Source organism: Streptomyces sp. NPDC042336, from assembly GCF_055581985.1.
Genome location: NZ_JBVJEA010000021.1, coordinates 15,218 through 38,875, shown reverse-complemented (window position 1 = coordinate 38,875; position 23,658 = coordinate 15,218). Strand labels below are relative to the sequence as shown.

Below are 23,658 nucleotides of genomic sequence, written 5' to 3'. Positions count from 1 at the left end.
CGGCGACAGGAGACCCGCGTCAGGACAACTGCCCCCCGTGGTCCGGGAGCTTGAAGGTGCGCTCGGCGTGGCCGCCCGACAGGTCGGTGGCGCTGTTGCCGATGTTCGCGGGTGATCGTGTAGCCCTGGGACTCGCTCTCGGCGCGCTGTTCGGTCTTGTACTCGGCGACGTCCTTGAACAGGTCGAGGAAGCCGCGGGCGTACAGCCCGGAGGACTCGTACCCGGCGTGGGCGAGGTTCCACTTCGTGGGCGCCTCGATGATGCCGGGGCGGGCGGTCTCGAAGAACAGGGCGACGCCGTGCTCCTGGGTGTACTCGGCGACCTCCAGGACCGGCCGGTTGGCGGGCTGCGGGTGGCTGAAGCCGAAGTCGGTCTCCAGGGAGGTGTTGTCGATGTCGAGGGCGATCGTCTGCTACTCGCCGGGTGTCGAGTTGGCGAGCCGCTCCCTCAGGTACGGTCGGCCGGACGGCAACGATTGGGTGACTGAGTAGTAGTCGCCTGCCCGGCCAGCGCCTACGCCGTGATCTCCACCCCGTCCGGCACGTTCCGCACCCGCGGCAGCCGGGGATTGACCCGCAGCACCCGCAGCCGGGGGAAGCCGGCGAGCCACGAGACGTCCGTGTCCGGCAGTTCAGCGTTCAGCCACAGGTGGGTCAGCTGGTCGGGGAGCAGTCCCGCCAGCAGTTCCTCGGCCCGCATCACCCCGGCCACCTGGATGCGCGGACGCCCGCCGAGTTCGCGCAGGGCCGCCAGCTCGGCGGTGTCGGCGACCGGGAAGTAGAGGCCGTCCGGGTCCAGGTGGGCGATGATCTCCTGGGCGTACCGCTCGGTGTCGAAGTGCCGCCATCCCCGGGCCAGTTCGGTGCGCACCGGCAGGGCGGCACGGGAGCGCAGCCGCACCAGGTAGTCGATGGCGGCGTCGTCCTGGACGCGGGTCGCGGTGTAGGCGAGCAGCAGGGCCTTCCGGTCGTCGGGGACCTGGCCCGGGTCGGGCAGCAGCTCCAGGACGATGGGGCCGACCCAGCCGAGCCCCCGGGCGGCCAGCTCCGTCGTCGGGCGCACCAGGTTCTTCGTGCGGTCGTGGACGAGGCGCTGGACGGCCGGGTCGAGTTCGGTGACGTGGTCCAGGCAGGCCGCGGCCATCAGCCGGCGGTGGTTGATCTGCGGGCGGCGCAGTCCGGGCGCGGGCGCCAGCAGCCGTTCCAGGAACTGGGCGCACTCCTCGGGGCGGGCATGGGCGGCGGCCATGCGGATGACCTCCTCCCACTCGGACTGGTGGGCGTGGTCCACCAGCGTGGGGAAGCGGCCGCGGGCCACGATCTCCTTGGCGGCCAGGTAGTCCTGGAAGGTGCGGTGGACGAAGTCGACCGACTCGCCCGGCCGTTCGCGCAGCAGGCCGGTGCGGTGCAGCAGATGCCGGAAGATCTTCTCGCCGTCCCCCTGCGCGCGGGCCGCGGGCATCGCGGGCAGCGCGGCCTCCAGGATGCCGACCGCCCGTTCCCGGGTCAGCTCGGAGGCGTCCTCCTCCAGCATGGCGTGGGCCAGCTTCTGCAACAGCCGTTCCCTGGTGCTCTGCTGGAGCCGCACGTCGTCCGCGTACAGCACGTCCCGCTCGGGGTCGCGGCGCTGGAGCAGCATCTCCAGAGCAGCGTCGTACAGCTCCTTGCGGCCGCTGGGCAGCGAACCGGCGCGGTCCCGGTTGAGGGCGCATATCAGGCCGCACATCAGGGGGTTGGTGGCGAGCTGGCGCAGTTCGCGGTAGATCCGCACGGAGTGCAGCAGCCGCTGCTCGTACTCGTCCAGCGTGCTGCGCTCCCGCTCCCGCTCCCGCTCGCGCGGCCCGGCGGCGCGGCTCTGACCGTCGAGGCGGGCCGCCGAGTGCCAGTCCCGGATGAACCGCGTGACCTGGTCCCGGGACATGGGCGCGAGGGACAGCTCGACGAAGTCCTCCTCGGCCAGTCCGCCCCCGGACAGCCAGCCGTCCGCCACCGCGGAGGGCCGGGAGGTGACCAGGCAGCCGTTGCCGGAGAAGACGCGCAGCAGCCGGCGGAGCCGGTCGCGCAGTTCGCCGCGCGTCTTCTCCGGCGCCTCGTCGATGCCGTCGACCAGCAGCAGCGCGCGGCCCGCGAGCAGGGTGCGCACCACCCACCCCTCGGGCGCCCGGTCGGCGAGCGGGTGGCGGACCGCGTGCAGGAAGTCGTCCGGGGCCGGGAATCCCTCGCGCGCGAAGCGGCGTACCGGGAGCACGAAGGGGACGCGGGAGCCCTCGCGGGCGGCGGCGACGGCCAGCCACTGCACCAGCGTGGTCTTGCCCGACCCGGCGCCGCCGCGCAGCAGGACCCGTTCGTGGTCCACCAGGGCGCGGTCCGCGAGCAGCACGGTGCGCTGCTCGTCCTCGGCCCCGCTCACGCCGCCGCTGCGCTCCTCCGCCTCCAGGCTCAGATAGGTCTCCTCCAGCGGCCAACGGTCGGGCGCGTTGGGGAAGTCCACGCCGACGATGGTGAGCCAGCCGTGCCGCCGGGCCACCCACTGGGCGTACTCGGCCTCGAACGCCACGTCCTCCTCGGGCCGTTCGGCATGCCGTGCCGCCGCCTCGGCGTCGCCCAGGTCGACCAGCTGGGCGATCCGGCTCGCCCGCCCCGGCAGTTGCCGCTGGAGGTATGCGGAGCGCCGCACCAGGTGGTGCAGGACGTGCAGGCACACCGAGACCAGTAGCGCGTCGTGGAACCAGGCCGCGTCCGGCGACAGTTCCCGGTCCGCGCCCTGCACCGCGCCCCGCAGCCGCCGCGCGTAGTCCTGCGGCCCCAGCCGTACGGCGTCGGCGTCGGTGACGTCGACCTCGGCGATGGCGAGCAGGGTGCGGGCCAGGACGTCGACGACCGGGGCCAGTTCGGCGGTGGGCGCGGCATGCCGCTCGGCGGCGAGGTGCACCAGGTCGGCCGCGGTGCGGTGGACGTCGTCCGGGGTGGCCGTGGCCCTGGCGCCGCGCCAGGTGACGAGGCCGGGGACCGGCTCCGAGAACACCGGTGGCCGGGCGGGATCGCGGAAGAGCCGGTGGACGAGGGGGGCGGCGAGACGGGAGGGCGTGCGGACGACGGCATCCATGAAGGTGGGTTACCCCTGGGGCTCGGAGGACAAAGGGGCGAACGGGCTGTGGAGGAAGACCCCGCTCGGCAGTTGCCGGGCCACCGCCTCGTCCACGTCCGCGAGGACCGAGACCGTCTTGAGGGCGGGGAAGGCCGAGACCCAGGACAGCCCTTCGACGGGGTGGGGCGCTTCGAGCGTCAAGTGGACGAGGCGTTCCCGGACGATCAGCTCGGTCAGGTCTTCGACCCGGTAGGCGCCCCGGACGAGGATGTGCTTCCAGCCCCCCAGCGAGCGCAAGGCGCGGAGGTCGTCGGTGGTGGACACATCGACGGCCCACTGCGCGGGCAAGTGGGCCAGTACCTCCCGGGCGTAGGTCTCACGCTCGAACTTGTGCCAGGAGGCGGCGAGGAGCTGCTGTACATCACCACCGGGGTGTTTCCGGAACCGGGCCAGGAACTGCAGCGCCGCCTCGCTCCCCACGCCGATCGCCGTCTCCACCACCCTGGTCGCCGTCAGGTCGTCGTCGATCTCCTCCGGCCCCGGCAGCAGCCCCAGTACGAGATCGCCACCTGCCCGCGCCAGTTCCTGCGCCGCCTTGGCGGTGGTCGGCGGAACATGCGTGGCCAGCCCTTGCTCCACCCGCCCCCGTACCCCGGGCGCCACCTCCGCCGCGTACCGAAGCCCGGCCGCCGCGAGCAGCGTCCCGCGCGGGGTGTCCAGCTCCGTCAGCCGGCGCAGCATCTGCTCCGCCTCCTTGGGCCGGGCATGGGCGAGGGCGAGCAGGATCACGTCGTCCCACTCGTCCAGGTGGGCGTGGTTGACCAGCAGGTCGAAGTCCATCTCCTGCACGGCCAGCCGGGCCCCCAGGTAGTCCTGGAAGGTGCGGTGCAGGAAGTCCACCCGGCCCTCGGCGGGCTCGCGCAGCAGCCCGGAGCGCAACAGCAGCGCACGGTAGACCTCCTCCCCGCCGGCATCGGCCAGGTTCAGCGCGGGCAGCACCCGGTCCACGATGCCGAGCGCCTCGTCCCGGTCCATCTCCTGCCGGCTGTTGCGGATCAGCCACCACGCCAGCCGCTGCAGCAGCTGCACCTGCGTGGCGTACGCGAGGCGCACCCCGTCGGAGCCGTGCAGCTCCCGTTCCCGGTCCCGGCGTTCCAGGAGCATGGTCAGGGCGGCCTCGTAGAGCGACCTGCGGTCCTGGGGCAGGAAACCGCGCCGGTCGCGGTGGAGGGCGCACAGCATGCCGCACATGAGCGGGTTGGTGGCCAGCCCGTTCAGCTCCGAGGTGCCCCGCACGGAGGCCAGCAGGGACTCGCCGACGGACTCGTCCACCTCGGCCGCCCGGTGCCAGCGCCGTACGAAGGTGGCGACGCCGTCGCGGCCCATCGGGGCGAGGACGAGTTCGCTGAAGCCCTCGGCGGCCAGCCATTCCTCCGGCACGGCCGAGGGGCGCGAGGTGACCAGCCACAGGTTCCCCGGGAAGGCCCGCACCAGCTCCCGCAGCCAGCGCCGGGCGGCGGTCCGGCAGTCCTGGGCGATCTCGTCGATGCCGTCGACCAGCAGCACCCCGCGCCGCGCGCGCAGGACGCGCTCCACCCAGCCCGGCGGCTGCTCCCCGGCGACGGGGCAGCCGACCGCGCGCAGGAAGTCACCGGGGAAGGGCAGCTCGGCCCCGGGCCGCACGATCCGGCGCATCGGCAGCACGAACGGCACCCGCCCGATCAGGTGGGGCATCCCGTGGTCGTAGGAGCGGCTCGACGCGGTGACCGCCAGCCACTGCACGAGGGTGGTCTTGCCGGACCCGGCGACGCCGCGCAGGAACACCTGGTCGTGACCGGCGAGGACCTGCTCGGCCGCCACGGTCGGGTACTCCGGGTCCCGGCGCCCGTCCCGGCCCGCCTGCGGCCGGGTCGCCTCCAGGCTCAGATACGCCGTGTCCAGCGGCCACTCGCGCGTTCCGGCGTCCAGACCGTAGATGGTGAGGGTGCCGTACCGGACGGCGACGTGGTCCGCGTAACGCTCCTCGAACCCGGCGTCCTCGGCCGACTGGGACGGCAGCCGTTCCAGCAGGACGTCGGCGGCCTGGACCAGCCGGGCCAGCTGCTGCGTCTGGACGGTCTGCTGGCGGGCGACGTAGGTGGAGCGCTGGGTGAGGAAGTTCAGGATGTGCAGCGAGGCGGTGCGCAGCAGCCGCTCGTACAGCAGGGTGCCGCCCTCGCCGAGCCCGTACGGGGCCAGGGACACGCCGGAGCCCAGAGCGCGGGCGAAGCGCTCGGGGCCGAGGCCGACGGCCTCGTAGTCCTCGACGGTGATCTCGCCGAGCCGGGTGAGCGTGCGGGCCAGGGCGTCCTCGACGGCCGTCGCCTCGGCGGCGTCGACGGGCTCCTCGCCGGGTCCTGCCGAGGTCAGCGCCCTGCGCACCAGCTCCGAGGCGATCTTGTCGACGTCCTTCGGCGTGACGTCCCGCTTCTCGCTCCGGAAGGACACCAGCGCCGATATCCGCACCGGGCGGTCCACCAGCCCCGCTCCCGGCCCGTCCCGCACGAAGAGCCGGCGGACGAGTGGTGCGACCGCGCTGGACGCGACACGGGCCCCGAGTGCTGTGACGTCGACCATGCTCCGAGCCTAGGTGACCCCCCTTGTGCGGTGGGCGGGTTAGCCGGGACGGGAGTAGCCCCCGTCACATTCACCGGCCCTTCGATCATGGCCGCCGGTGATGTGCCGCACAGGCCGATCGGTGTGTACTACGGGGAATAGTGGCAGCCGCAAGAACTATGAAAACGGACATAAGGGAGCGACCGACAGGGGGGTTTCCGGGGCTCTGAGCTGGTTTTGTCCAAAATGGCCGCTCTGGTGTGGGTCATGAAGTTTCACTCTGAAGTACTAAATAGGGTCGTAGGTCACACCTTTGTGTGGTTCGGGGTTGCCGGGTTACCAAGGTTGAGCCCGCCCGGTGAGCGCCTGGTGCGTCCCGCCGGTGGGCATTCCTCTGCACCCGTCCCCATGAGGTTCGAATGTTCCCGCGTGTCACGTCCCGTTCTTCCCGTACGACCATCCGCACCCGCGCCGCGGTGATGGCCGCCGGCCTCGGAGCCTCGGTCGCACTGGGAGCCGGGGTCGCGGCCGCCACCGGCACCACGGCGGCCCCCAGCACCACCGCCGCCGCGAGCGCCGTAGAGGCCCAGGCCGCGGCGCAGGCCAAGGCGGCGAAGGCCGAGAAGGCCGCCGCGAGCGCCAAGCAGACCACCACCGCCAAGAAGACGGCCACCAAGAAGAAGGCCGCCTCCTGGGTCGACCCGGTCAAGAAGTACGAGCTGAGCGCCAGCTTCGCCCAGAACGGCGGCATGTGGGCGCACAAGCACAGCGGCCAGGACTTCGCCGTGCCGATCGGCACCAACGTCGTCGCCGCCCACGGCGGCACCGTGGTCAAGGCCGGCGGCAACGGCGCCGGTGACGGCCCCGCCTACGGCAACGCGATCGTCATCAAGCACGGCAACGGCACGTACTCCCAGTACGCGCACCTGTCCAAGATCAACGTCAAGATAGGCCAGGTCGTGAAGACCGGCCAGTCGATCGCCAAGTCCGGCAACACCGGCAACTCCAGCGGTCCGCACCTGCACTTCGAGATCCGCACCACCCCGAACTACGGCTCGGCCGTGGACCCGGTCGCCTTCCTGCGCGGCAAGGGCGTGACCGTCTGACGGACGGGACTACGCGCCCGCGGCTCCCCGGTGGGCCTGGGTGACCAGATCGGTGGCGACCTCGAGAACGGCAGCACGCTGTTCCTCGGGGTCGCCTTCGAGGTCCCGGAGCACGAACATCCCGGCGTGCAGCGTGAACAGCGCGCTGATGCAGCGGACCTGGTCGACCAGGTCCGCCTCGGGGTCCATGAGGATGTCGCGCAGGCCGAACATCCGGGTCTTGAACAGCTCGCCGATGCGCAGGTCCCGCACCGTCGCCTGGTTCTCCTGCATGAAGCGGAACAGCGGCGCCGCGCCGGCCAGCGCCTCGCTGTAGCGGCGGATGATCTCCTGTTTCGTCTCCAGGGTGTGCGGCTGCTCCCGCCCCCAGTCGATCAGGTGCTCCAGCGGCCGGGAGAGGTCCTCGAAGATGCTGACGAGGATCTCTTCCTTGGTCTTGAAGTGGTAGTAGAGCGCGGCCTTGGTCACGTCCAGACGCTCGGCGATCTCGCGCAGGGAGGTCTTCTCGTACCCCTGCTCCGCGAAGAGCTCGAGCGCGACGTCCTGGATGCGCTGGCGGGTGTCCCCGCGGCGTCGCTGCTGCTTGGTGCCGTTCATTGTGCCGCCCATCTTCCTACGCACCTCCTGCCCCCGCGCACTTTCCGAAAAACTTACTTGACGCCCGGCTAGTTAGCCTACTACCTTCCCCAGTGTAGACAGCTTGCCGGGCGGCAAGTAAGTGGCAAGTGGCACAGCGGTAGCTGGGGGAGTAGGAGAGATGGCCGAGAAAACGCAGGCGGCGGCCGGGGAAGCCGGCGCCGGCAAGCAGCCGAGGAGCGTGCGGGTCGTCCTGCTCGCCCTCATGATCGCGATGATGCTCGCGATGCTGGACAACATGATCATCGGCACCGCGATGCCGACGATCGTGGGCGAGCTGGGCGGCCTGGAGCACCTCTCCTGGGTCGTCACCGCCTACACCCTGGCCACGGCGGCCTCCACCCCGCTGTGGGGCAAGCTCGGCGACATGTACGGGCGCAAGGGCTCGTTCATGACGTCGATCGTGATCTTCCTGGTGGGCTCGGCGCTCAGCGGCATGGCCCAGGACATGGGCCAGCTCATCGGCTTCCGCGCCGTCCAGGGCCTGGGCGCCGGCGGTCTGATGGTCGGCGTCATGGCGATCATCGGCGACCTGATACCGCCCCGGGAGCGCGGCAAGTACCAGGGCATGATGGCCGGCGTCATGGCGCTGGCGATGATCGGCGGACCGCTGGTCGGCGGCACCATCACCGACCACTGGGGCTGGCGCTGGTCCTTCTACATCAACCTGCCGCTCGGCGCGGTCGCCCTGATCGCCATCAGCGCGGTGCTGCACCTGCCGAAGAAGCGCAGCGAGGCCCGGATCGACTACCTGGGTGCCGCGCTGCTGACCATCGGCATCACCGCCATCGTGCTCGTCACCACCTGGGGCGGCACCGAGTACGCCTGGACCTCCGCGCGGATCATGGAACTGATCGGCATCGGCGTCGCCGCGCTGGTCGGGTTCGTGTTCTGGCAGACCAGGGCCGCCGAGCCGGTCGTGCCGCTGCACATCTTCCGCAGCCGCAACTTCACGCTGATGTCCCTCATCGGCTTCATCGTCGGCTTCGTGATGTTCGGCGCCACCCTCTTCCTGCCGCTGTACCAGCAGGCGGTGCAGGGCGCGTCCGCCACCAACTCCGGCCTGCTGCTCCTGCCCATGCTGGGCGCGATGCTCGTCACCTCGATGGTCGCCGGGCGGGTCACCACCAACACCGGCCGCTACAAGGTCTTCCCGGTGGCGGGCGGCGTGCTGATGACGGTCGGCCTGTTCCTGCTGTCGACCATGGACACCGACACCACCCGCTTCACCTCCGGCCTGTACATGGCCGTCGTCGGTCTCGGCATGGGCTGCCTGATGCAGATCACCATGCTGGTGGCGCAGAACAGCGTGGAGATGAAGGACATGGGCGTCGCGTCCTCCTCCACCACCCTCTTCCGCACCCTCGGCTCCTCCTTCGGCGTCGCGATCATGGGCGCGCTGTTCAACCACCGCGTCCAGGACGTCATGGCCGAGCGGGCCCCGGCCTCTGGCGCCCAGGCGACGGAGCAGTCGGCGACCCTCACGGCGGACGCGCTGAACGCGCTGCCCGCGACGGTCCGCGACGCCTACCAGCACGCGGTGTCCTCCGGCACCCACGGCGCGTTCCTCCTCGGCTCCGTGGTGGCGGTCCTCGCGCTGGTCGCGGCGGTCTTCGTGAAGGAGGTCCCGCTCAAGGGCGCGGGTCCGAAGGCCGCCGACGCCCCGGCCGACGGCGACGACCCGGCCACGGCGAAGGCGCCGGTGCCCGAGGCGGTCTGACCTCGCGGCGGCCCGCCTGCCCCCTCACCAGGCCCCCGGACGGCTTCGGCCGCCCGGGGGCCTTCCTCGTCCGCTGTGCCGACGCACTCGGACCACACCGTCTTGCCGCGCCCGTCCGGGTACGGCGTGACGCCCCACCGGTCGGTCACCGCGGCGACGATCAGCAGTCCGCGCCCGCCCTCGCCCAGCGCGTCGGCAGCCCCGGGAACCGGCGGCTCGGGGCAGTCGTCGGCGACCTCCACCCGTACCGAGCCCGGCCGGAGCAGGAAGCGCACGCGGCAGCAAGGACCCGTCCGGCCCGGTCGTCACCGTCGGAGCCGGCGCCTGGCAGGCGTTCGTCGACGGACTGCGGTAACCAGAGGGCTACTGCTCACCGCGGCCCGCCTGCCGTGCGAGGAAATCCTCGAACGCCGCCCGCTGCTTCGGATCCATGAAGCCCTGGCGGACATTGCGGGCCCTCTCCTCCAGCCAGTGCGCCTCGTCGGGGTCGAGCAGTACCGCGACCACCACGCCGTCGCGGGCCACCGCCGTACGGCCTCCCACACGACGGCGGAAGAGCGTGAACGGGCCGAACTCCTCGGGGTGGGCCAGCTCGGGCTCCTCCGCCGGGGCCCGGTCTGGCGTCGCGTAGACGGTGGGCGCCCAGTGCTCCCAGAGCGCCAGCGTGGCCGCGGGGACCAGCACCGCCCGTTCCGAGGGCCGACCCCCCTCCCAGACGAACGTGACCGTGACCGGCTCCCCGACCGCCTCGGCCAACCCCAGCACCCGCTCGACCTCGTCGTTGACCGGGTAACTGACCTCTGCCTCGATGCGTATGCCCATGGCGCCTCAGGTTACGGGCGTGCGAACCATGAACACGTCCACCGGATCCTCGCTCTCCACGGCGAAACCGTGCCGTTCGTACAGTCGGCGTGCGGGACTGCCCCGCAGCACGTTCAGCCGGACCACGATGCCCTCGCGGTCGCACCGCTCCAGCAGTTCGCGCAGTACGGCCGTTCCGATGCCGCCGCCCTGCGACTGCGGGGCCAGATAGAAGTGCTCCAGCCAGTGGGCGTCCTCGGCCGGCCGCAGCGACACGCATCCGGCGAACGCGCCGCCCACCTCGATCACCCGGGTGTGCGCCGGGACGAACCCGTCCCGCAGCCGCTGCCGCACCCGCTGACCGTCGTACCGCCCGAGCCGCTCCAGATCCGCCCGCAGCACCATGGCACGCAACTCGGCCACCGCCTCGACGTCCGCCGCCGAGGCCGACCGCAGTCCCCAATCCGCCATGATCGTCAGACTAGTGCGCTCACCCTTGGGCGAGCAGCCGCTCCACCAGCAGCAGGGCGCCGACCAGGATCATCGCCGCGCCCGAGCAGCGGGACACCGCCGTGGCGACGGCCGGGCGCGCGCCCAGGACCCGGCGGGCGGTGGTGCCGACGCCCGTGTAGACCACGGCGCAGTTGGCCGTGTGCACCAGGCCGAGGGCGACGATCTGCGCGGCGAAGGGCCAGTCGGCGTCCCGGGTGGCGAACTGCGGCAGCAGGGCGAGGAACAGCAGCAGCGCCTTGGGATTGAGGCCGCTGATGCCGACCCCTCTGGCCGCCCGGCCCAGCCACGAGCCGGAGCCGTCCCCCGCGTAACCGTCCGCGGCCCGGGGCGCCGAGGGGCGGGCCAGCGTCGTGGCGCCGAGCCAGATCAGATACGCCGCCCCGGCGGCCGTCAGCACGGTCAGCACCGTCGGTGAACCGGCGACCGCGGTCGCCAGGCCCGCGGCGACCACGGCGGTCAGCAGGACGTATCCGCTCAGCATGCCGCCGACGGCGGGCAGCACCGACCGGTGGCGCAGCCCCGCCGTGATCGCGTACGCCCAGTCCGCCCCCGGGACCAGTACCAGCAGGAAGGACACCGACCAGAACGCCCCGATGCCGGCCATCTCCACCGTCTCCACCTCACACTTCTTCCGACTCTCCTGGGAAGATTAGGAAAAACTGCCCGAAAGGTGCTTCCAACTTTTTCCTCGACAGGCACCACTCGTGGAAGGATCTGGTCCATGGACGACCTGGACCGGCAGATCCTTGCGGAGCTGCAGAAGGACGGCCGGCAGACCCTGACCGAACTCGCCGGGCGGGTCGGCCTCAGCGTCTCCCCCTGCCACCGGCGCCTGCGCGCCCTGGAACGCTCCGGCGCGATCACCGGCTACCACGCCGCGCTGAACGCTCCCGCGCTCGGCCTGGGCTTCGAGGCGCTGGTCTTCGTCACCATGCGCTACGAGGACCGGCAGACCGTGGCCGCCTTCGAGACGGCCGTCGCCGAGATCCCCCACGTCCTCCAGGCCCAGCGGCTGTTCGGCGACCCCGACTACCTGCTGCGGGTCGTCACCCGCGACCTGGAGGCGTACCGGTGGCTCTACGACGAGCGCCTCGCCTCCCTCCCCGGCGTCCAGCGCCTCAGCTCCACCCTCGTGATGGCCAACCTGGTCGAGGCCCGCCCCCTGCCCCTGTGACGTCCCGCGTCCGGCCGACGCCAGTGCCCCGTGCCACATCGGCGTACGGACAAGCTGCGGCGGCTGCGGCCGGCGAGCGAAAACCACTCGACCGGGACGGCCCGCACCAGGAGCATGAGCGCCGAACCCGCGGAGGAGGACGGTGTGGAGCCAGCGGAACTGCGCCGCGCGGCAGAGAGCGCCCGGAGCACCGCTTCGGAGCTGGGCCTCCAGGCCGACGAGGTGCTCGTCGTCCACAACTCGGACCGCGTCGCACTGCGTCTGCTCCCGTGCGAGGTCCTGGCCCGGGTCGCGTCCGCGGGGCACCTGGCCGAGGCCGCGTTCGAGGTGGAGGTCGCCCATCGGCTCGCCGACGTCGAGGCTCCGGTGGGGGAGCTGGATCCCCGGGTCGCCCCCCGGGCCCATGTGCGGGACGCCTTCGTCATCTCGCTCTGGACCTACTACGAACCCGTGGGACCGCCGATCGCGCCGGCCGACTACGCGGACGCGCTCATGCGGCACCATGCCGCCCTGCGCCGGATCGACCTGGACGCACCGCACTTCACCCATCGAGTGGCCGTGGCGCTGGCAGGGGTGGACGACCGGCAGCGGTCGCCCGAGCTGTCCGAGTCCGACCGGGGATTCCTCCACGACACCCTCAGTGGTCTGAGCGCCGGGATCAGTGCCGACCGGGCACGCGAGCAGCTACTGCACGGCGAGCCGCACCCCGGAAACCTCCTGAACACGCGCAGAGGCCCGCTCTTCGTCGACCTCGCCACCTGCTGCCGCGGGCCGGTCGAGTTCGACCTCGCCCATGGCCCCGAAGAAGCGGCGGACCACTACGCGGGCGCCGATCCCGCTCTGGTCCACCGGTGCCGCGCGCTGAACTGGGCGCTGTTCTCCGCCTGGCGCTGGCGCCGGGACGACCAGATGCCCGACCGGGACCACTGGAGGGCCGAGGGACTCCACCGGGTCCGTGCCGCACTCGACCGGATGTGACCGCCGAACCGGATGTGACCGCCGAACCGGACGCGACCGCCGAGCCGGGCGTCACCGCCTCCGGGACGTCTCCGGGGACGCCTCCCGGGACGACGGCGACGACGTGCCCCCGCTCGACCGGTCCGGCAGCATCGGATAGCTCCCCGTGCTGGTCGGTGCGTGCTCAGGGAGCCACAGGACGGCGACCGCGCCCTCGGCCGGTATGTGCGCGGGGGCACCGGCCGGGCGCACGTTGCGGAAGGTGAGCCGGGCGCCCAGCACCCGGGCCTGGCCCGCGGCGATGGTCAGCCCGAGCCCGTGCCCGCGGCCGGCCCGGTCCGTGCTGCCGGTGCGGAACCGGCTCGGGCCCTCGGCCAGCAGGTCCTCGGGGAACCCGGGGCCGTGGTCGCGGACCCGGATCACCCGGCCCTCGACGCTGACCTCGACGGGCGAGCGGCCGTGCCGGGCGGCGTTCGCGAGCAGGTTGAACAGCACGCGCTCCAGGCGGCGCGGGTCGGTGGTGACCTCGGACTCGTGGATCACCCGCACCTCGACGGCCGGGTCCTTGGCCGCCACCCGCCGGGTCACGAAGTCGCCCAGCATGATGTCCTGCAGCTCGGCCCGCTCCGAGGCCCCGTCGAGCCGGGCCACCTCCAGGACGTCCTCGACGAGCGTGCGCATCGCCTTCGCCCGGTCGAGCACCAGCTCGGTCGGCCGGCCCGGCGGCAGCAGCTCGGCGGCCGTGAGCAGACCGGTCACCGGGGTGCGCAGCTCGTGCGCGATGTCCGCGGTGACCCGGCGCTCGGCCTCGATGCGCTGCTGCAAGGCGTCGGCCATCGCGTCCACGGCGCGGGCCACGTCGTCCGTCTCGTCCCGCACGACACCGCCGATAGCCTCCCGCACCCGGACCTCGGCCTCGCCGTTGGCCACCTGGTTCGCGGCGGCGGCGGCCTTGCGCAGCCGGCGCGACAGCTGACCGCCGATGAGCACGCCCAGCGCGCTGCCGCCGAGGACGACCGCGATGGAACCGATGACCAGGGCCTGGTCCAGGTCGCTGAGGATGTCCGCGCTGCGGTCGGTGAAACCGGAGTGCAGCGACATCACGTGCCCGTCCTTGAGCGGCACGGCCGCCCAGATGTCCGGCACGCCGTCCGGCCGCTCGGAGACGTACGTGGCCCGCCGCCCCGCCTCGACCTTGCGGCGCAGCTCCGGCGGCAGAGCGGGGTCGTCGATCTGGGCGTTGGGGAAGTTCTGCCGCCCGGACAGCTCGTAGTTGCGCTGGGCGATCAGGATCCGGTCGTCGGCGAGGTCCCGGGCGTTGTCGAGCATCGACACCCGGGCGGCGTTGTGCACGACCAGGCTCAGCGCGACCGCCACCAGCGCGCCGACCAGCGCGATGGCCGCGCTCAGCTTCCAGCGCAGCCCCGTGCGGATGCCGCGGGCACGCAGACCGCGCACACCGAGGACCCGCGTACGCCCGCCCGGCCCCGCCTGCTCGCCGGGCCCCGTGCGGCCGGACGGCCCCGTGCGGCCGGACGGGTGCCCCGGCGGCGAGACGCTCCGGCGTTGTCGGAAGAACCCCCGCATATCCCTGTATCCCCGCTCAGGCCTTCAACTTGTAGCCGAAGCCGCGGACCGTCTCGATCCGGTCCTGGCCGATCTTGGTGCGCAGCCGCTGCACGTGCACGTCGACGACCCGGGTGTCCCCGCCCCAGCCGTAGTCCCACACCCGTTCCAGCAGCTTGTCGCGCGAGAGCACGGTGCCGGGCGCCGAGGAGAACTCCAGCAGCAGCCGCATCTCGGTCGGCGTGAGCCCCACCGGCCGCCCGGCGCGGTGCACCTCCATGCCGTCCGTGTCCACCTCCAGGTCGCCGAAGGTGAGCACGCCCCCGGTGTCCCCGGCACCGGCCGCATCCGCCCGGTCGCCGCCCCCGGCGTGCCCGAAGCGCCGCAGCACCGCCCGGATACGGGCGACCAGCACGGCCCCGTCGAACGGCTTGGTCACGTAGTCGTCGGCGCCGGCCTCCAGGCCGAGCACCACGTCGATGGAGTCCGCCCGCGCCGACAGCATGATCACCGGCACCGTGGACTCGTCCCGGATACGGCGGCACAGGCTGACGCCGTCGAGGCCGGGGAGCATGACGTCGAGCAGGGCGATGTCGGGACGGTCGGCCCGGAAGGACTCCAGGCCCGAGAGCCCGTCGGGCATCGCGGTGACCGCGAAGCCGTCCCGCTCCAGGGCGAGCTGGGTGGCCTCGCGGATGACGTCGTCGTCCTCGACGAACAGGACGTGGGTCTGGTCTGCCATCCCGGTGCTCTCAGTCCTCAGGGTGTGGTCGGTCGAACGGGTCGGTCGCCGGATCGCCTACAGCGCCTTCACCCGGTCATCGGTACGAGCGGCCCGATCGGTTCACGCCGGCCGCCGCGACGACGCGGTTCAGCTGTCCGGCTCCGGAACAGGGGTGGGCGCGTTCCCCGCGGCCTTGCTGTAGTCGTTGTGGGTGCGGTACTCCTCGGTGAACCGGCCCGACGCCCAGCGGTACGTGATCACGTTCTCGCTGGACGGACTCGACACCGGGTCCCCCTTGTCGTACACCTGCTTAGTCACCACCAGGTCGCCGCGGTCGATCTCCGCGTAGACCGGAGGCTCCTCCGCCTTGAACACATTCTGGTACGCGCCGTCCTCCTCGCGGTACACGTAACTGCCCACACCCACCGCGTCACCGCACGTCAGCACATTGACGACGACGTCGTCCGCCGGGCTGTCCGTCAGCTTCCCGTACGACACGTCGACGGGGTACTCGTCGGCGACGCACGGCTTCAGCTCGCGCTTGACCTCCGGGGAGACCTCGGGGTCCGCCTTGACGAGCCGCACCGCGTCGACGCGGTCGGGGACCTTCGAGGGGGAGGGGGACGCCTTCGCCGCCGGCTCGGGGGACGACGAGGCCGCGCCGCCCACCGTGTCCGCGTGGGCCGGCCCCTCGTCCCGGGCGCCGGTGCCGCCGGTCCCGCAGCCGGACAGGGAAACGCCGAGGGCGACGAACACGGCCACCGCCGCACTCGCCGCCTGCGTGGTTCTCCCGGTCCCCCCGGGTGTCCGACCGTCGGTCAGGCCGCGCAACGCTCCCGCTCCTCACGCTCCAGCGCCCGTGCGTCCAGATCGCGGGCGACCAGCTCCTCGCGGAGCCGGGCGAGCGCCCGGTGCAGCGTGCTCTTGACCGTTCCCGCCGACATGCCGAGGGCGGCGGCGGTCTCCTCCGTCGACATCTGCTCCCAGTGTCGCAGCACCACGACGCTGCGCTGTTTCGGGGCGAGCACCTTCAGGACGTCCATCAGCAGGGCGCGGTCCGCGTGCTGCTCGGTCGCGTCGTCCATGGGGGACTCGGGGAGCTGCTCGGTCGGCACCTCCTCCAGCTTCCGCGCCCGCCACCACTCGGTCCGGGTGTTGATCATCACCCGGCGCAGGTAGGCGTCCGCGAGCCGCTTGTCCTCGATGGTCTCCCAGCGCCCGTACGTCCGCGCCAGCGCGGTCTGCAGCAGGTCCTGGGCGTCGACGGGGTCGGGGACCAGGCGCCTGGCGCTGCGCAGCAGCGCGTCCTGCCGGGTGCGGACGTACTCCTCGAACTCGAGCACCTCGCCCATGTCAACCGCCTTCCGATCCCCGTACTCCGACGGTGGTCACCGCCGGCCCACTGCCTGTGGTCCGTTGTCGTGCCGCGCCCTCTGGGCACGCAAACGAAGTTAGGGAAGCGTTGTCACGGCGCTGTGCGAAGCAGCCTGCGGCAAACCCTCGGCTGTCCGTCGGTTGTGTAACGGAAGGAGGAACCGGGCAAATGAACGAACCACTTGATGTCGACATCGGGTGATGGGTCCGATATGGGTGCCGTCACAAAGGCGTCGCGGGAGCTGCCGTGTGTCAGCTCAGCGGCAGCCGGTACAACCCGTCCGCCAGCGGCTCCACCAGACCGTCGGCCACCAGACCGTCCAGGGCGCGGGCGCGCTGCACCGGTTCCTGCCACACCTGGTCGAGGGCCGCCTGCGACACCGGCCCGGCCGCGTCCCGCAGCACCGCGAGCAGCCGCCCGCGCACCTGCCGGTCGGTGCCCGCGTACGTCTGGCCGCGTCGTGGCGGACCGTCGTGGGCGGGCTTGCCGGCCAGCCGCCAGGCGCACTGGGCCGCGATCGGGCAGCGGTGGCAGGACTCGTTCTTCGCCGTGCAGACCAGCGCGCCCAGCTCCATCGAGGCGGCGGCCCAGCGGGCGGCGCTCGCCTCCTCGGCGGGCAGCAGCGCCCGGGCCAGCTTCCGCTCGGCGGCGGTGGTGGCGTTCGGCGGGTACTGCACGCCGGTCACCGCGCGCGCGAGGACCCGGCGGACGTTGGTGTCCAGTACGGCGTGCCGCTGGCCGTAGGCGAAGGAGGCGACCGCCGCGGCCGTGTACTCGCCGATGCCGGGCAGCGCCAGCAACTGGGCGTGGTCGGAGGGTACGTCGCCGCCGTGCCGTTCCGTTATGGCCGCGGCGGCGCCGTGCAGGCGCAGGGCGCGGCGCGGGTAGCCGAGCCGGCCCCAGGCACGCACGGCCTCGCCGGGCGCCTCGGCGGCGAGGTCGGCGGGGCGCGGCCAGCGGGCCAGCCACTGCTCGTAGACGGGCTGGACGCGGCTGACCGGAGTCTGCTGGAGCATGAACTCACTGACCATCACGCCCCAGGCACCGGCCTCTGGGCGCCGCCACGGCAGATCGCGGGCGTGCTCGTCGAACCAGTCGATGACGGGGGCGTGCAGCGGCACACCGGACGCGGCGGGGTCGGGGGGTCCGCCTGGCGAGGGCTTCGTGGGCGCAGTCATGACCCTCCGATCCTGCCATGGGAGGGCCTCCGCGCGGGAACACCGCCACCGGGTGGGTCCCGGGCGGTCTCCGGAATGATGATCCGTAAAAGTTGCGGGCCGAACGGCGGGTGGGACAAGTGAACGCGCCGATCTCTCGTACAGTTTGCGCCGTGGGATCTCTGCGCAATCCGGTCGGGCCGCTTCCCTCCTCCATCTACTGGCGAAGGAGGGCCGTACTGCTGTCTCTTTTCGCCCTGTTGGCGCTGTTGATCACGTGGATCGTGGTCTCCGGCGGCGGGGACGGCGGCAAGGGCCGGGACGACGGGGCCAACGGCAAGAACCCGGCGCCCTCGATCACCCCGGGCCCCTCGGGTTCGGGTCCGGCGATCAGCCAGGCACCGGGTGGACGCGACGAGTCGGGGGACTCCAACGGCTCCGGTTCCGGACCGAGTTCCGGCGGTGACGGTTCCGGGTCCGGCGGCGGCGAGTCCGGCGGTGGCGACGAGGGATCGGGCAGCGCCGGAGGTGGCGGCGGCGCGGTGACCGGCGTCGGCGCGGACGACACACTGCCGACCGGGTCGGCCCTGCCCAACTGCACTCCGGGTGCGGTGAAGTTGAGTCTGCGCAGCGTCCGCAACAGCTACTCGCCCGGACAGACCCCCGCCTTCGAACTGACCGCGCGGAACACCTCCGGCAGCGACTGCAAGGTCGATCTCGGCCCGAAGCACGCGGTGTTCACGATCACTCCGGCCAGCGGCGACGACGCCTACTGGGCCTCCGACGACTGCGTCGAGGGCGCGGGCAGCCTGCGCTACCGGGTGGCCGCCGGCAGCGGCATCACCTACACCGTGAAGTGGGACCGCAAGCCGAGCGCCCCCGAGTGCGCTACGCCGCAGGCGGGTTCGGCCAAGGCGGGCACCTACCTGGTGGAGGCCAAGGCGCCCGGCTTCGAGAAGGTCCAGACGTCCTTCGTCCTGAAGAACGACTGACGCAACGCGCGGCCACTCCCTCGGGCCCGCCGCGTGTCAGACGTAGCGCTCCAGGATCGACGACTCCGCCAGCCGCGACAGCCCCTCCCGCACGCTGCGGGCCCGCGCCTCGCCGACGCCGTCCACGGTCTGGAGGTCGTCGACACTGGCGGCGAGCAGCTTCTGCAGACCGCCGAAGTGCTCCACGAGCCGGTCGATGATCGCGCCCGGCAGCCGCGGCACCTTGGCCAGCAGCCGGAAGCCGCGCGGCGAGACCGCGGAGTCCAGCGTCTCGGGCGACCCGGTGTATCCCAAGGCGCGCGCCACCGTGGAGAGTTCCAGCAGCTCGGCGTGGCTGAGCTTGTCCAGCTCGGCGAGCGCCTCGTCGACGGTCCGCGACCGCTTCGCGGTCGGCTCGGGCACGTAGTCCCGCACCACCAGCTCGCGCTCCGGCTCCACACCGGCGATCAACTCGTCCAACTGCAGCGCCAGCAGCCGCCCGTCCGTCCCCAGCTCCACCACGTACTCGGCGATCTCGGTGGCGATCCGGCGCACCATCTCGAGCCGCTGCGCGACCGCCGAGACGTCCCGCACCGTCACCAGGTCCTCGATCTCCAGCGCCGACAGGGTGCCCGCGACCTCGTCGAGCCGCAGCTTGTACCGCTCCAGGGTCGCCAGCGCCTGATTGGCCCGCGACAGGATCGCCGCCGAATCCTCCAGCACCCGCCGCTGCCCGTCCACGTACAGGGCGATCAGCCGCATCGACTGCGAGACCGACACGACGGGGAACCCGACCTGCTTGCTGACCCGGTCCGCCGTACGGTGCCGCGTACCGGTCTCCTCCGTGGGAATGGTCGGGTCGGGAAGGAGCTGCACCCCCGCCCGCAGGATCTTCGACAGGTCCGAGGACAGCACGATGCCGCCGTCGAGCTTGCACAGCTCCCGCAGCCGGGTCGCGGTGAACTCGACATCCAGCACGAAACCGCCCGTGCACATCTGCTCGACGGTCTTGTCGGAACCCAGCACGATCAGACCGCCGGTGTTGCCGCGCAGGACCCGCTCCAGGCCGTCGCGCAGCGGGGTGCCGGGCGCCACGGCGCTCAGTGAGGCGCGCATCAGGCCATCGGCACCGGCACTCCCACCGGACTTTCCGGGAGCTGCTGCCCGGTCGTTGGCTGCCACTGCACTCCTCCGGTCGCAGGTTCTTCTGGCGCTCCCGCGTCGCACACTCGGTCGTACGGACGGGCGAGACCAGGGCAAAGTCTACCGGCGGTCCTCCTCCTCCCGTGGGGCCTCTCGCCGACGCGAGCGCGGAAGCACCCGCAGGGCGTCGCCCATGTCCGCGACTTCCAGGACCTTCATGCCGTCAGGGACCCTGCCCGGATCGGCCGGTACCAGGGCGTGCGTGAAGCCCAGCCGGTGGGCTTCGGAGAGCCTGCGCTGCACCCCCGTGACCCGTCTCACCTCTCCGGCGAGGCCGACTTCGCCGATCGCGACGAGGTTCTTGGGCAGCGGAGTGTCACTGGCCGCACTCGCCAACGCCAGCGCGATGGCGAGGTCGGCGGCCGGCTCGGAGAGCTTCACCCCACCCACCGTCGCGCTGTAGATGTCCCTTTTGCCCAGCGCGCTGATGCGCCCGCGCTGCTCCAGCACGGCCAGCATCATCGACACCCGCGAGGTCTCGAGCCCCGAAGTCGTACGCCGCGGCGACGGAATCTGCGAGTCCACGGTCAGCGCCTGCACCTCGGCGACCAGCGGCCGGCGCCCCTCCAGGGTGACGGTCAGACAGGTACCGGGCACCGGCTCGGCCCGCCGGGTGAGGAAGAGTCCGCTGGGATCGGCAAGCCCCGTGATCCCTTCGTCGTGCAGCTCGAAGCAGCCGACCTCGTCCGTCGTCCCGTACCGGTTCTTGACCCCCCGCACCAGCCTCAGCCGCGCATGCCGGTCGCCCTCGAAATGCAGCACGACGTCCACGAGGTGCTCCAGCAGCCGGGGCCCCGCGATGGCCCCGTCCTTGGTGACATGGCCCACGAGCAGCGTGGACATGCCGCGCTCCTTGGAGGCGCGGATCAGCGCCCCGGCCACCTCCCGCACCTGCGCCATGCCGCCCGGAGCACCGTCGATCTCGGGGGAGGCGACGGTCTGCACGGAGTCCAGGATGAGCAGCGACGGCTTGACGGCGTCCAGGTGCCCGAGCACCGCCGCGAGGTCCGTCTCGGCGGTGAGATACAGATGGTCGTCGATGGCGTGGATCCGGTCGGCCCGCAGCCGCACCTGGCTGGCCGACTCCTCACCGGTGACATAGAGCGTCCGGTGGTCCTCGCTCGCCGCCTTGGCCGCCACGTCCAGCAGCAGCGTGGACTTGCCGACCCCGGGCTCACCGGCGACCAGCACCACGGCCCCGGGCACCAGCCCGCCCCCGAGCACCCGGTCCAGCTCGGGCACACCGGTGGAGCGAGCGGTCGCCTGCCGGCCGTCGACCTGCCCGATCGGCACCGCGGAGGTGGTCACGCGCCCCGGGGCGGTCGTACGCACGGCGGGCGCACCGTACTCCTCGACCGTGCCCCATGCCTGGCATTCGGGGCAGCGGCCGAGCCACTTGGCCGTCTGCCAGCCGCACTCGGTGCAGCGGTAGGACGGCCGTTCCTTGGCGGACTTCGTACGGGCAGCCATGCACGAACCGTAACCGCCCCCACTGACACCACCCCCAGCGGTCCATTCGACGGTCGTCCGGCGCGGATGTGGGCGCGGGAGTGGGTCGCGCGGCCCGGCGTAGCAAGGTGCCCGGCGCGGGTGCGAACGCGAGGGGAGCGCGGCCCGGCGCAACGGGGTGCCGCTGCGCCCACCCTCCCCCACTCTCGGCTTCGCTCGAGCGGGGGGACCCCCATCGCCCCAGCGGCGCGACTGCCCGCAGCTAAGTGGCATGGCGACTGCCCGCAGCGAGGGCGACGGGCGACGGCCGGCAGCCGGGGCGGCATGGCGACGCGGCGGGAGAGCCGCGTACGGCGGACCGGGGCAGCGCGGGCGTCGGCGGGCCGCAGCCGCGTACGGCGGGCCGGGGCAGCGCGGGCGTCGGCGGGCCGCAGTCGCGTACGGCGAGAAGGGGCCGTGTCGGGGGGTGTCCGCCCGCAGCGGTTGGCGCGTCAACGCCGGGGGAGATCTGTGGCCGACCGATTCCGCGCCGTTCCGAGGACGGACACCCCCCGGCACGGCCCCGACCCACCCACCGAACCCACCGCGCACCGCGCACCCCCACCGAACCCGCACAGGCGCCGCAGGCACCCCCCACCGGAGCCGCACAGGAGCCGCAGGCACCCCGAACGGACGACCTCCACCCCCTCCCGGCCACGGAAGAACAGCTTCCTGTCCCCTTATGAGGGATCGTTTCACCCGTACGGATTAAAAGTGCCCAACGCGCCAGTTCGCGCCACCCATAGCCCCCTACGGTCGCCGAGTGATGAGGAGCAGTCCGGAAACCACGACCCGCACGACCGGCGCACACCGGGCGCACCGGGAAGCGCGTGACCGCGCAGCGGCGAGGGCGCTGGCGCAGCCGCCGGCGCAGCGTCCGCCCGCGCGATACGCCGCGTACGACGCGTATCTGGACGGCCTGTTCACGTACTGCCTGTCCGTGCTCTGCGACCACGACGCCGCGACCGCCGCCCTGGGCGACGTCCTCGCGCTCGCCGAGCGCCGCGGCCACCGCGCCCCCGGTTCCGCGGCCGACCGCAGGGCCTGGCTCTACGCCCTGGCCCGCTGGTCCTGTCTGCGCAAGCTGGCCGAGGCCAAGCAGAAACGTCCGAGCAGCCACGCCGCAGGCCGCCCCAGGCCGCCCGCCACCCCCACCATCAGCACCACCCCCGAAACCCCCACCCCCACCCCCGTCCACGACGAGACCGACCAGCGACACCGCAGCGAACTCGCCCTCCTGGCCTGGCCGGAGGCCGCCGGCACCACCCCCGAGCAGCGCGAGGCCCTCGAACTCGCCGTGCGCCACCACCTCGCCCCCCGAGAGGTCGCCGCCGTCCTAGGCATGGACCTCCCCACCACCCGCGAACTGCTCGCCTCGGCCGCCTGCGAGGTGGAACGCACCCGCGCCGCCCTGGCCGTGGTGGAGACCGGCACCTGCTCCGGCGTCGCCCGCCTCACCGGCGACAACCGCTACGTCCTGAGCAGCGCCCTGCGCCGTGAGCTGGTCCGGCACGTCGACGACTGCCCCCGCTGCCGCCGGACCGCCGAGCGCGCGGTCCCAGGCCGCTGGCCCGGCACCAGCGTCACCCCCGCCGAGCTGCCCGTCCTGGAGGCCCCCCGCGCCGCGCTCCACAGAACCCCGGCCCACACCTCCCGCGCGCGCGGCAGCGCCCCCCGCTTCGACCGGCGCGGCTTCCCGATGGACCCCAAGGACCGCGCGGCCCGGCGCGACCGTATGCGCGCCCGCGCCGTCACCACCACCGTCGTCGCCACCGTCGTGGCGGCCCCCGTGCTCGCCCTGTGGGCGGCCTACCGGGGCACCCCCGTCGTCGAGGGCGAGGAGGGCCGCTCGGCCAGCGCCAGCGAGGCGCAGAACCCGGACGGTCTGGAGGGCGAGTCGGCGGGCGGCGGCTACGGGTACGAGAACGCCGGCAACGCGAGCACCACCCCGGGCACCGGCTTCGGCAAGAACGGCGAGGCCGACGTCTCCGTGGAGGTCGTCGGAGTCTCCGGCGCCGCCGCGAAGGGCGCCGGCCACCTCGGCGTGACGGCAGGCCACGACGGCGACACCACGCTGGTCACCCTGACCGCGACCGGCGACACCCCGGTGCGCTGGTCCATGTCCGTCGGCGCCTCCTGGCTCTACCTGAGCCAGTCCTCGGGCACCCTGCGCCCCGGCGATGCCGTGACGGTCAGGGTGTACGTCGACCACCTGCGCGAGCCGTCCGGCCACTGGCGCGCACGGGTGACCGTGTCGCCCGCCGGAGCCGTCGTGGCCATCGAGGGGTACGGCCCCGCACCCGCCCCGTCCCGCCCGGTCGGGACCCGCCCGAGCCCGCCCGACGACACGTCGTCCCCGTCCCACCCGGGCCAGAACCCGGACCCGCCCACCTCGCAGCCCACCGATCCGGACCCGACGCCCACCGACGACCCGCCGCCGACGTCGCCCGACCCGGAGCCGACGACCGGGGAGCCGTCCCCGACCGGTGGCACGGACGGCTCGTCACCCCCGCCGAGCGACGGTGACAGCGGCACCCCGAGCCCGTCCGGCCCGTAGGACCGGCGCGGTGCCCGGGGCGGCACG

Annotated in this window: 18 protein-coding genes and 3 pseudogenes; 7 read left to right on the top strand and 14 right to left on the bottom strand. The window is 72.8% G+C overall.

Features of this window, described 5'->3' with window-relative positions; all coding sequences use genetic code 11:
* Positions 1 to 19: 19 nt before the first annotated feature.
* The 3 genes and pseudogenes from ACZ6IM_RS32485 to ACZ6IM_RS32475 all read right to left on the bottom strand — a co-directional run bounded on the left by ACZ6IM_RS32485 (position 20) and on the right by ACZ6IM_RS32475 (position 5,704).
* Positions 20 to 611 (bottom strand): annotated as a pseudogene (locus tag ACZ6IM_RS32485) (HAD family acid phosphatase).
* Positions 515 to 3,106: an NACHT domain-containing protein gene (locus ACZ6IM_RS32480; protein WP_469561491.1), complete on the bottom strand. Its 2,592-nt coding sequence runs from the start codon at positions 3,104 to 3,106 to the stop codon at positions 515 to 517. The pseudogene ACZ6IM_RS32485 and the gene ACZ6IM_RS32480 overlap by 97 nt, the downstream one beginning before the upstream one ends.
* A 9-nt stretch (positions 3,107 to 3,115) precedes the next feature.
* Positions 3,116 to 5,704, bottom strand: coding sequence for an NACHT domain-containing protein (locus tag ACZ6IM_RS32475; RefSeq protein ID WP_469561489.1), 2,589 nt, complete (start codon positions 5,702 to 5,704; stop codon positions 3,116 to 3,118).
* 398 nt (positions 5,705 to 6,102) lie between these two features.
* On the opposite strand from ACZ6IM_RS32475, the gene ACZ6IM_RS32470 reads away from it, so the two are divergent.
* On the top strand, positions 6,103 to 6,789 hold the full coding sequence (locus tag ACZ6IM_RS32470; protein ID WP_052843537.1) for a M23 family metallopeptidase: 687 nt from the start codon (positions 6,103 to 6,105) through the stop codon (positions 6,787 to 6,789).
* Between the two features lie 9 nt (positions 6,790 to 6,798).
* Here the strand turns inward: ACZ6IM_RS32470 and ACZ6IM_RS32465 are convergent, their stop codons facing one another.
* A complete protein-coding gene (locus tag ACZ6IM_RS32465) occupies positions 6,799 to 7,398 on the bottom strand; it encodes a TetR/AcrR family transcriptional regulator (RefSeq protein WP_469561485.1) in 600 nt (199 codons plus the stop codon).
* 148 nt (positions 7,399 to 7,546) lie between these two features.
* On the opposite strand from ACZ6IM_RS32465, the gene ACZ6IM_RS32460 reads away from it, so the two are divergent.
* Both ACZ6IM_RS32460 and ACZ6IM_RS32455 read left to right on the top strand, forming a co-directional pair.
* Complete coding sequence (locus ACZ6IM_RS32460) at positions 7,547 to 9,145, top strand: MDR family MFS transporter (protein WP_052843533.1); 1,599 nt, start codon at positions 7,547 to 7,549, stop codon at positions 9,143 to 9,145.
* 307 nt (positions 9,146 to 9,452) lie between these two features.
* Positions 9,453 to 9,500, top strand: a pseudogene (locus ACZ6IM_RS32455) (DUF397 domain-containing protein); the annotation flags it as partial.
* A gap of 8 nt (positions 9,501 to 9,508) precedes the next feature.
* On the opposite strand, the gene ACZ6IM_RS32450 reads toward ACZ6IM_RS32455, so the two are convergent.
* From ACZ6IM_RS32450 to ACZ6IM_RS32440, 3 genes are read right to left on the bottom strand one after another with little or no spacing between them, the layout of a single operon-like run.
* Positions 9,509 to 9,967, bottom strand: coding sequence for a hypothetical protein (locus ACZ6IM_RS32450; protein ID WP_469561483.1), 459 nt, complete (start codon positions 9,965 to 9,967; stop codon positions 9,509 to 9,511).
* Between the two features lie 6 nt (positions 9,968 to 9,973).
* Positions 9,974 to 10,417, bottom strand: coding sequence for a GNAT family N-acetyltransferase (locus tag ACZ6IM_RS32445; protein ID WP_052843529.1), 444 nt, complete (start codon positions 10,415 to 10,417; stop codon positions 9,974 to 9,976).
* A gap of 19 nt (positions 10,418 to 10,436) precedes the next feature.
* On the bottom strand, positions 10,437 to 11,063 hold the full coding sequence (locus ACZ6IM_RS32440) for a LysE family translocator (RefSeq protein ID WP_052843562.1): 627 nt from the start codon (positions 11,061 to 11,063) through the stop codon (positions 10,437 to 10,439).
* Between the two features lie 117 nt (positions 11,064 to 11,180).
* Between ACZ6IM_RS32440 and ACZ6IM_RS32435 the strand changes: the two genes are divergently transcribed.
* Both ACZ6IM_RS32435 and ACZ6IM_RS32430 read left to right on the top strand, forming a co-directional pair.
* Positions 11,181 to 11,633, top strand: a complete 453-nt coding sequence (locus ACZ6IM_RS32435) for an Lrp/AsnC family transcriptional regulator (protein WP_052843526.1) — start codon at positions 11,181 to 11,183, stop codon at positions 11,631 to 11,633.
* A gap of 144 nt (positions 11,634 to 11,777) precedes the next feature.
* Positions 11,778 to 12,611 carry an aminoglycoside phosphotransferase gene (locus ACZ6IM_RS32430; protein WP_052843560.1) on the top strand — a complete coding sequence of 278 codons (834 nt, stop codon included), beginning with the start codon at positions 11,778 to 11,780 and terminating at the stop codon, positions 12,609 to 12,611.
* A 51-nt stretch (positions 12,612 to 12,662) separates the two neighbouring features.
* Here ACZ6IM_RS32430 and cseC read toward each other — a convergent pair.
* From cseC to ACZ6IM_RS32405, 5 genes and pseudogenes are all read right to left on the bottom strand, one after another.
* Positions 12,663 to 14,177: pseudogene (gene cseC / locus ACZ6IM_RS32425) on the bottom strand (two-component system sensor histidine kinase CseC); the annotation flags it as partial.
* 16 nt (positions 14,178 to 14,193) lie between these two features.
* Complete coding sequence (cseB, locus tag ACZ6IM_RS32420; RefSeq protein WP_052843522.1) at positions 14,194 to 14,898, bottom strand: two-component system response regulator CseB; 705 nt, start codon at positions 14,896 to 14,898, stop codon at positions 14,194 to 14,196.
* A gap of 129 nt (positions 14,899 to 15,027) precedes the next feature.
* A complete protein-coding gene (locus tag ACZ6IM_RS32415; protein WP_469561478.1) occupies positions 15,028 to 15,711 on the bottom strand; it encodes a hypothetical protein in 684 nt (227 codons plus the stop codon).
* The gene (locus ACZ6IM_RS32410; RefSeq protein WP_003975479.1) at positions 15,699 to 16,232 is read right to left on the bottom strand and encodes a SigE family RNA polymerase sigma factor; all 534 of its coding nucleotides are present in this window, start codon (positions 16,230 to 16,232) and stop codon (positions 15,699 to 15,701) included. The genes ACZ6IM_RS32415 and ACZ6IM_RS32410 overlap by 13 nt, the downstream gene beginning before the upstream one ends.
* A gap of 274 nt (positions 16,233 to 16,506) precedes the next feature.
* Positions 16,507 to 17,433 (bottom strand): HhH-GPD family protein, encoded by a 927-nt coding sequence (locus ACZ6IM_RS32405; protein WP_052843518.1) that lies wholly within the window; start codon positions 17,431 to 17,433, stop codon positions 16,507 to 16,509.
* A 152-nt stretch (positions 17,434 to 17,585) separates the two neighbouring features.
* Here ACZ6IM_RS32405 and ACZ6IM_RS32400 point away from each other — a divergent pair, with 152 nt between their 5' ends.
* Positions 17,586 to 18,404: a hypothetical protein gene (locus ACZ6IM_RS32400; RefSeq protein WP_469561475.1), complete on the top strand. Its 819-nt coding sequence runs from the start codon at positions 17,586 to 17,588 to the stop codon at positions 18,402 to 18,404.
* A 36-nt stretch (positions 18,405 to 18,440) separates the two neighbouring features.
* Here the strand turns inward: ACZ6IM_RS32400 and disA are convergent, their stop codons facing one another.
* Both disA and radA read right to left on the bottom strand, forming a co-directional pair.
* Entirely contained in the window at positions 18,441 to 19,565 is a 1,125-nt protein-coding gene (disA, locus tag ACZ6IM_RS32395) for a DNA integrity scanning diadenylate cyclase DisA (RefSeq protein WP_030184212.1), read from the bottom strand.
* Between the two features lie 81 nt (positions 19,566 to 19,646).
* On the bottom strand, positions 19,647 to 21,056 hold the full coding sequence (gene radA / locus ACZ6IM_RS32390; RefSeq protein WP_052843516.1) for a DNA repair protein RadA: 1,410 nt from the start codon (positions 21,054 to 21,056) through the stop codon (positions 19,647 to 19,649).
* A 784-nt stretch (positions 21,057 to 21,840) separates the two neighbouring features.
* Here radA and ACZ6IM_RS32385 point away from each other — a divergent pair.
* Complete coding sequence (locus tag ACZ6IM_RS32385; RefSeq protein WP_469561471.1) at positions 21,841 to 23,631, top strand: BACON domain-containing protein; 1,791 nt, start codon at positions 21,841 to 21,843, stop codon at positions 23,629 to 23,631.
* Positions 23,632 to 23,658: the final 27 nt, after the last annotated feature.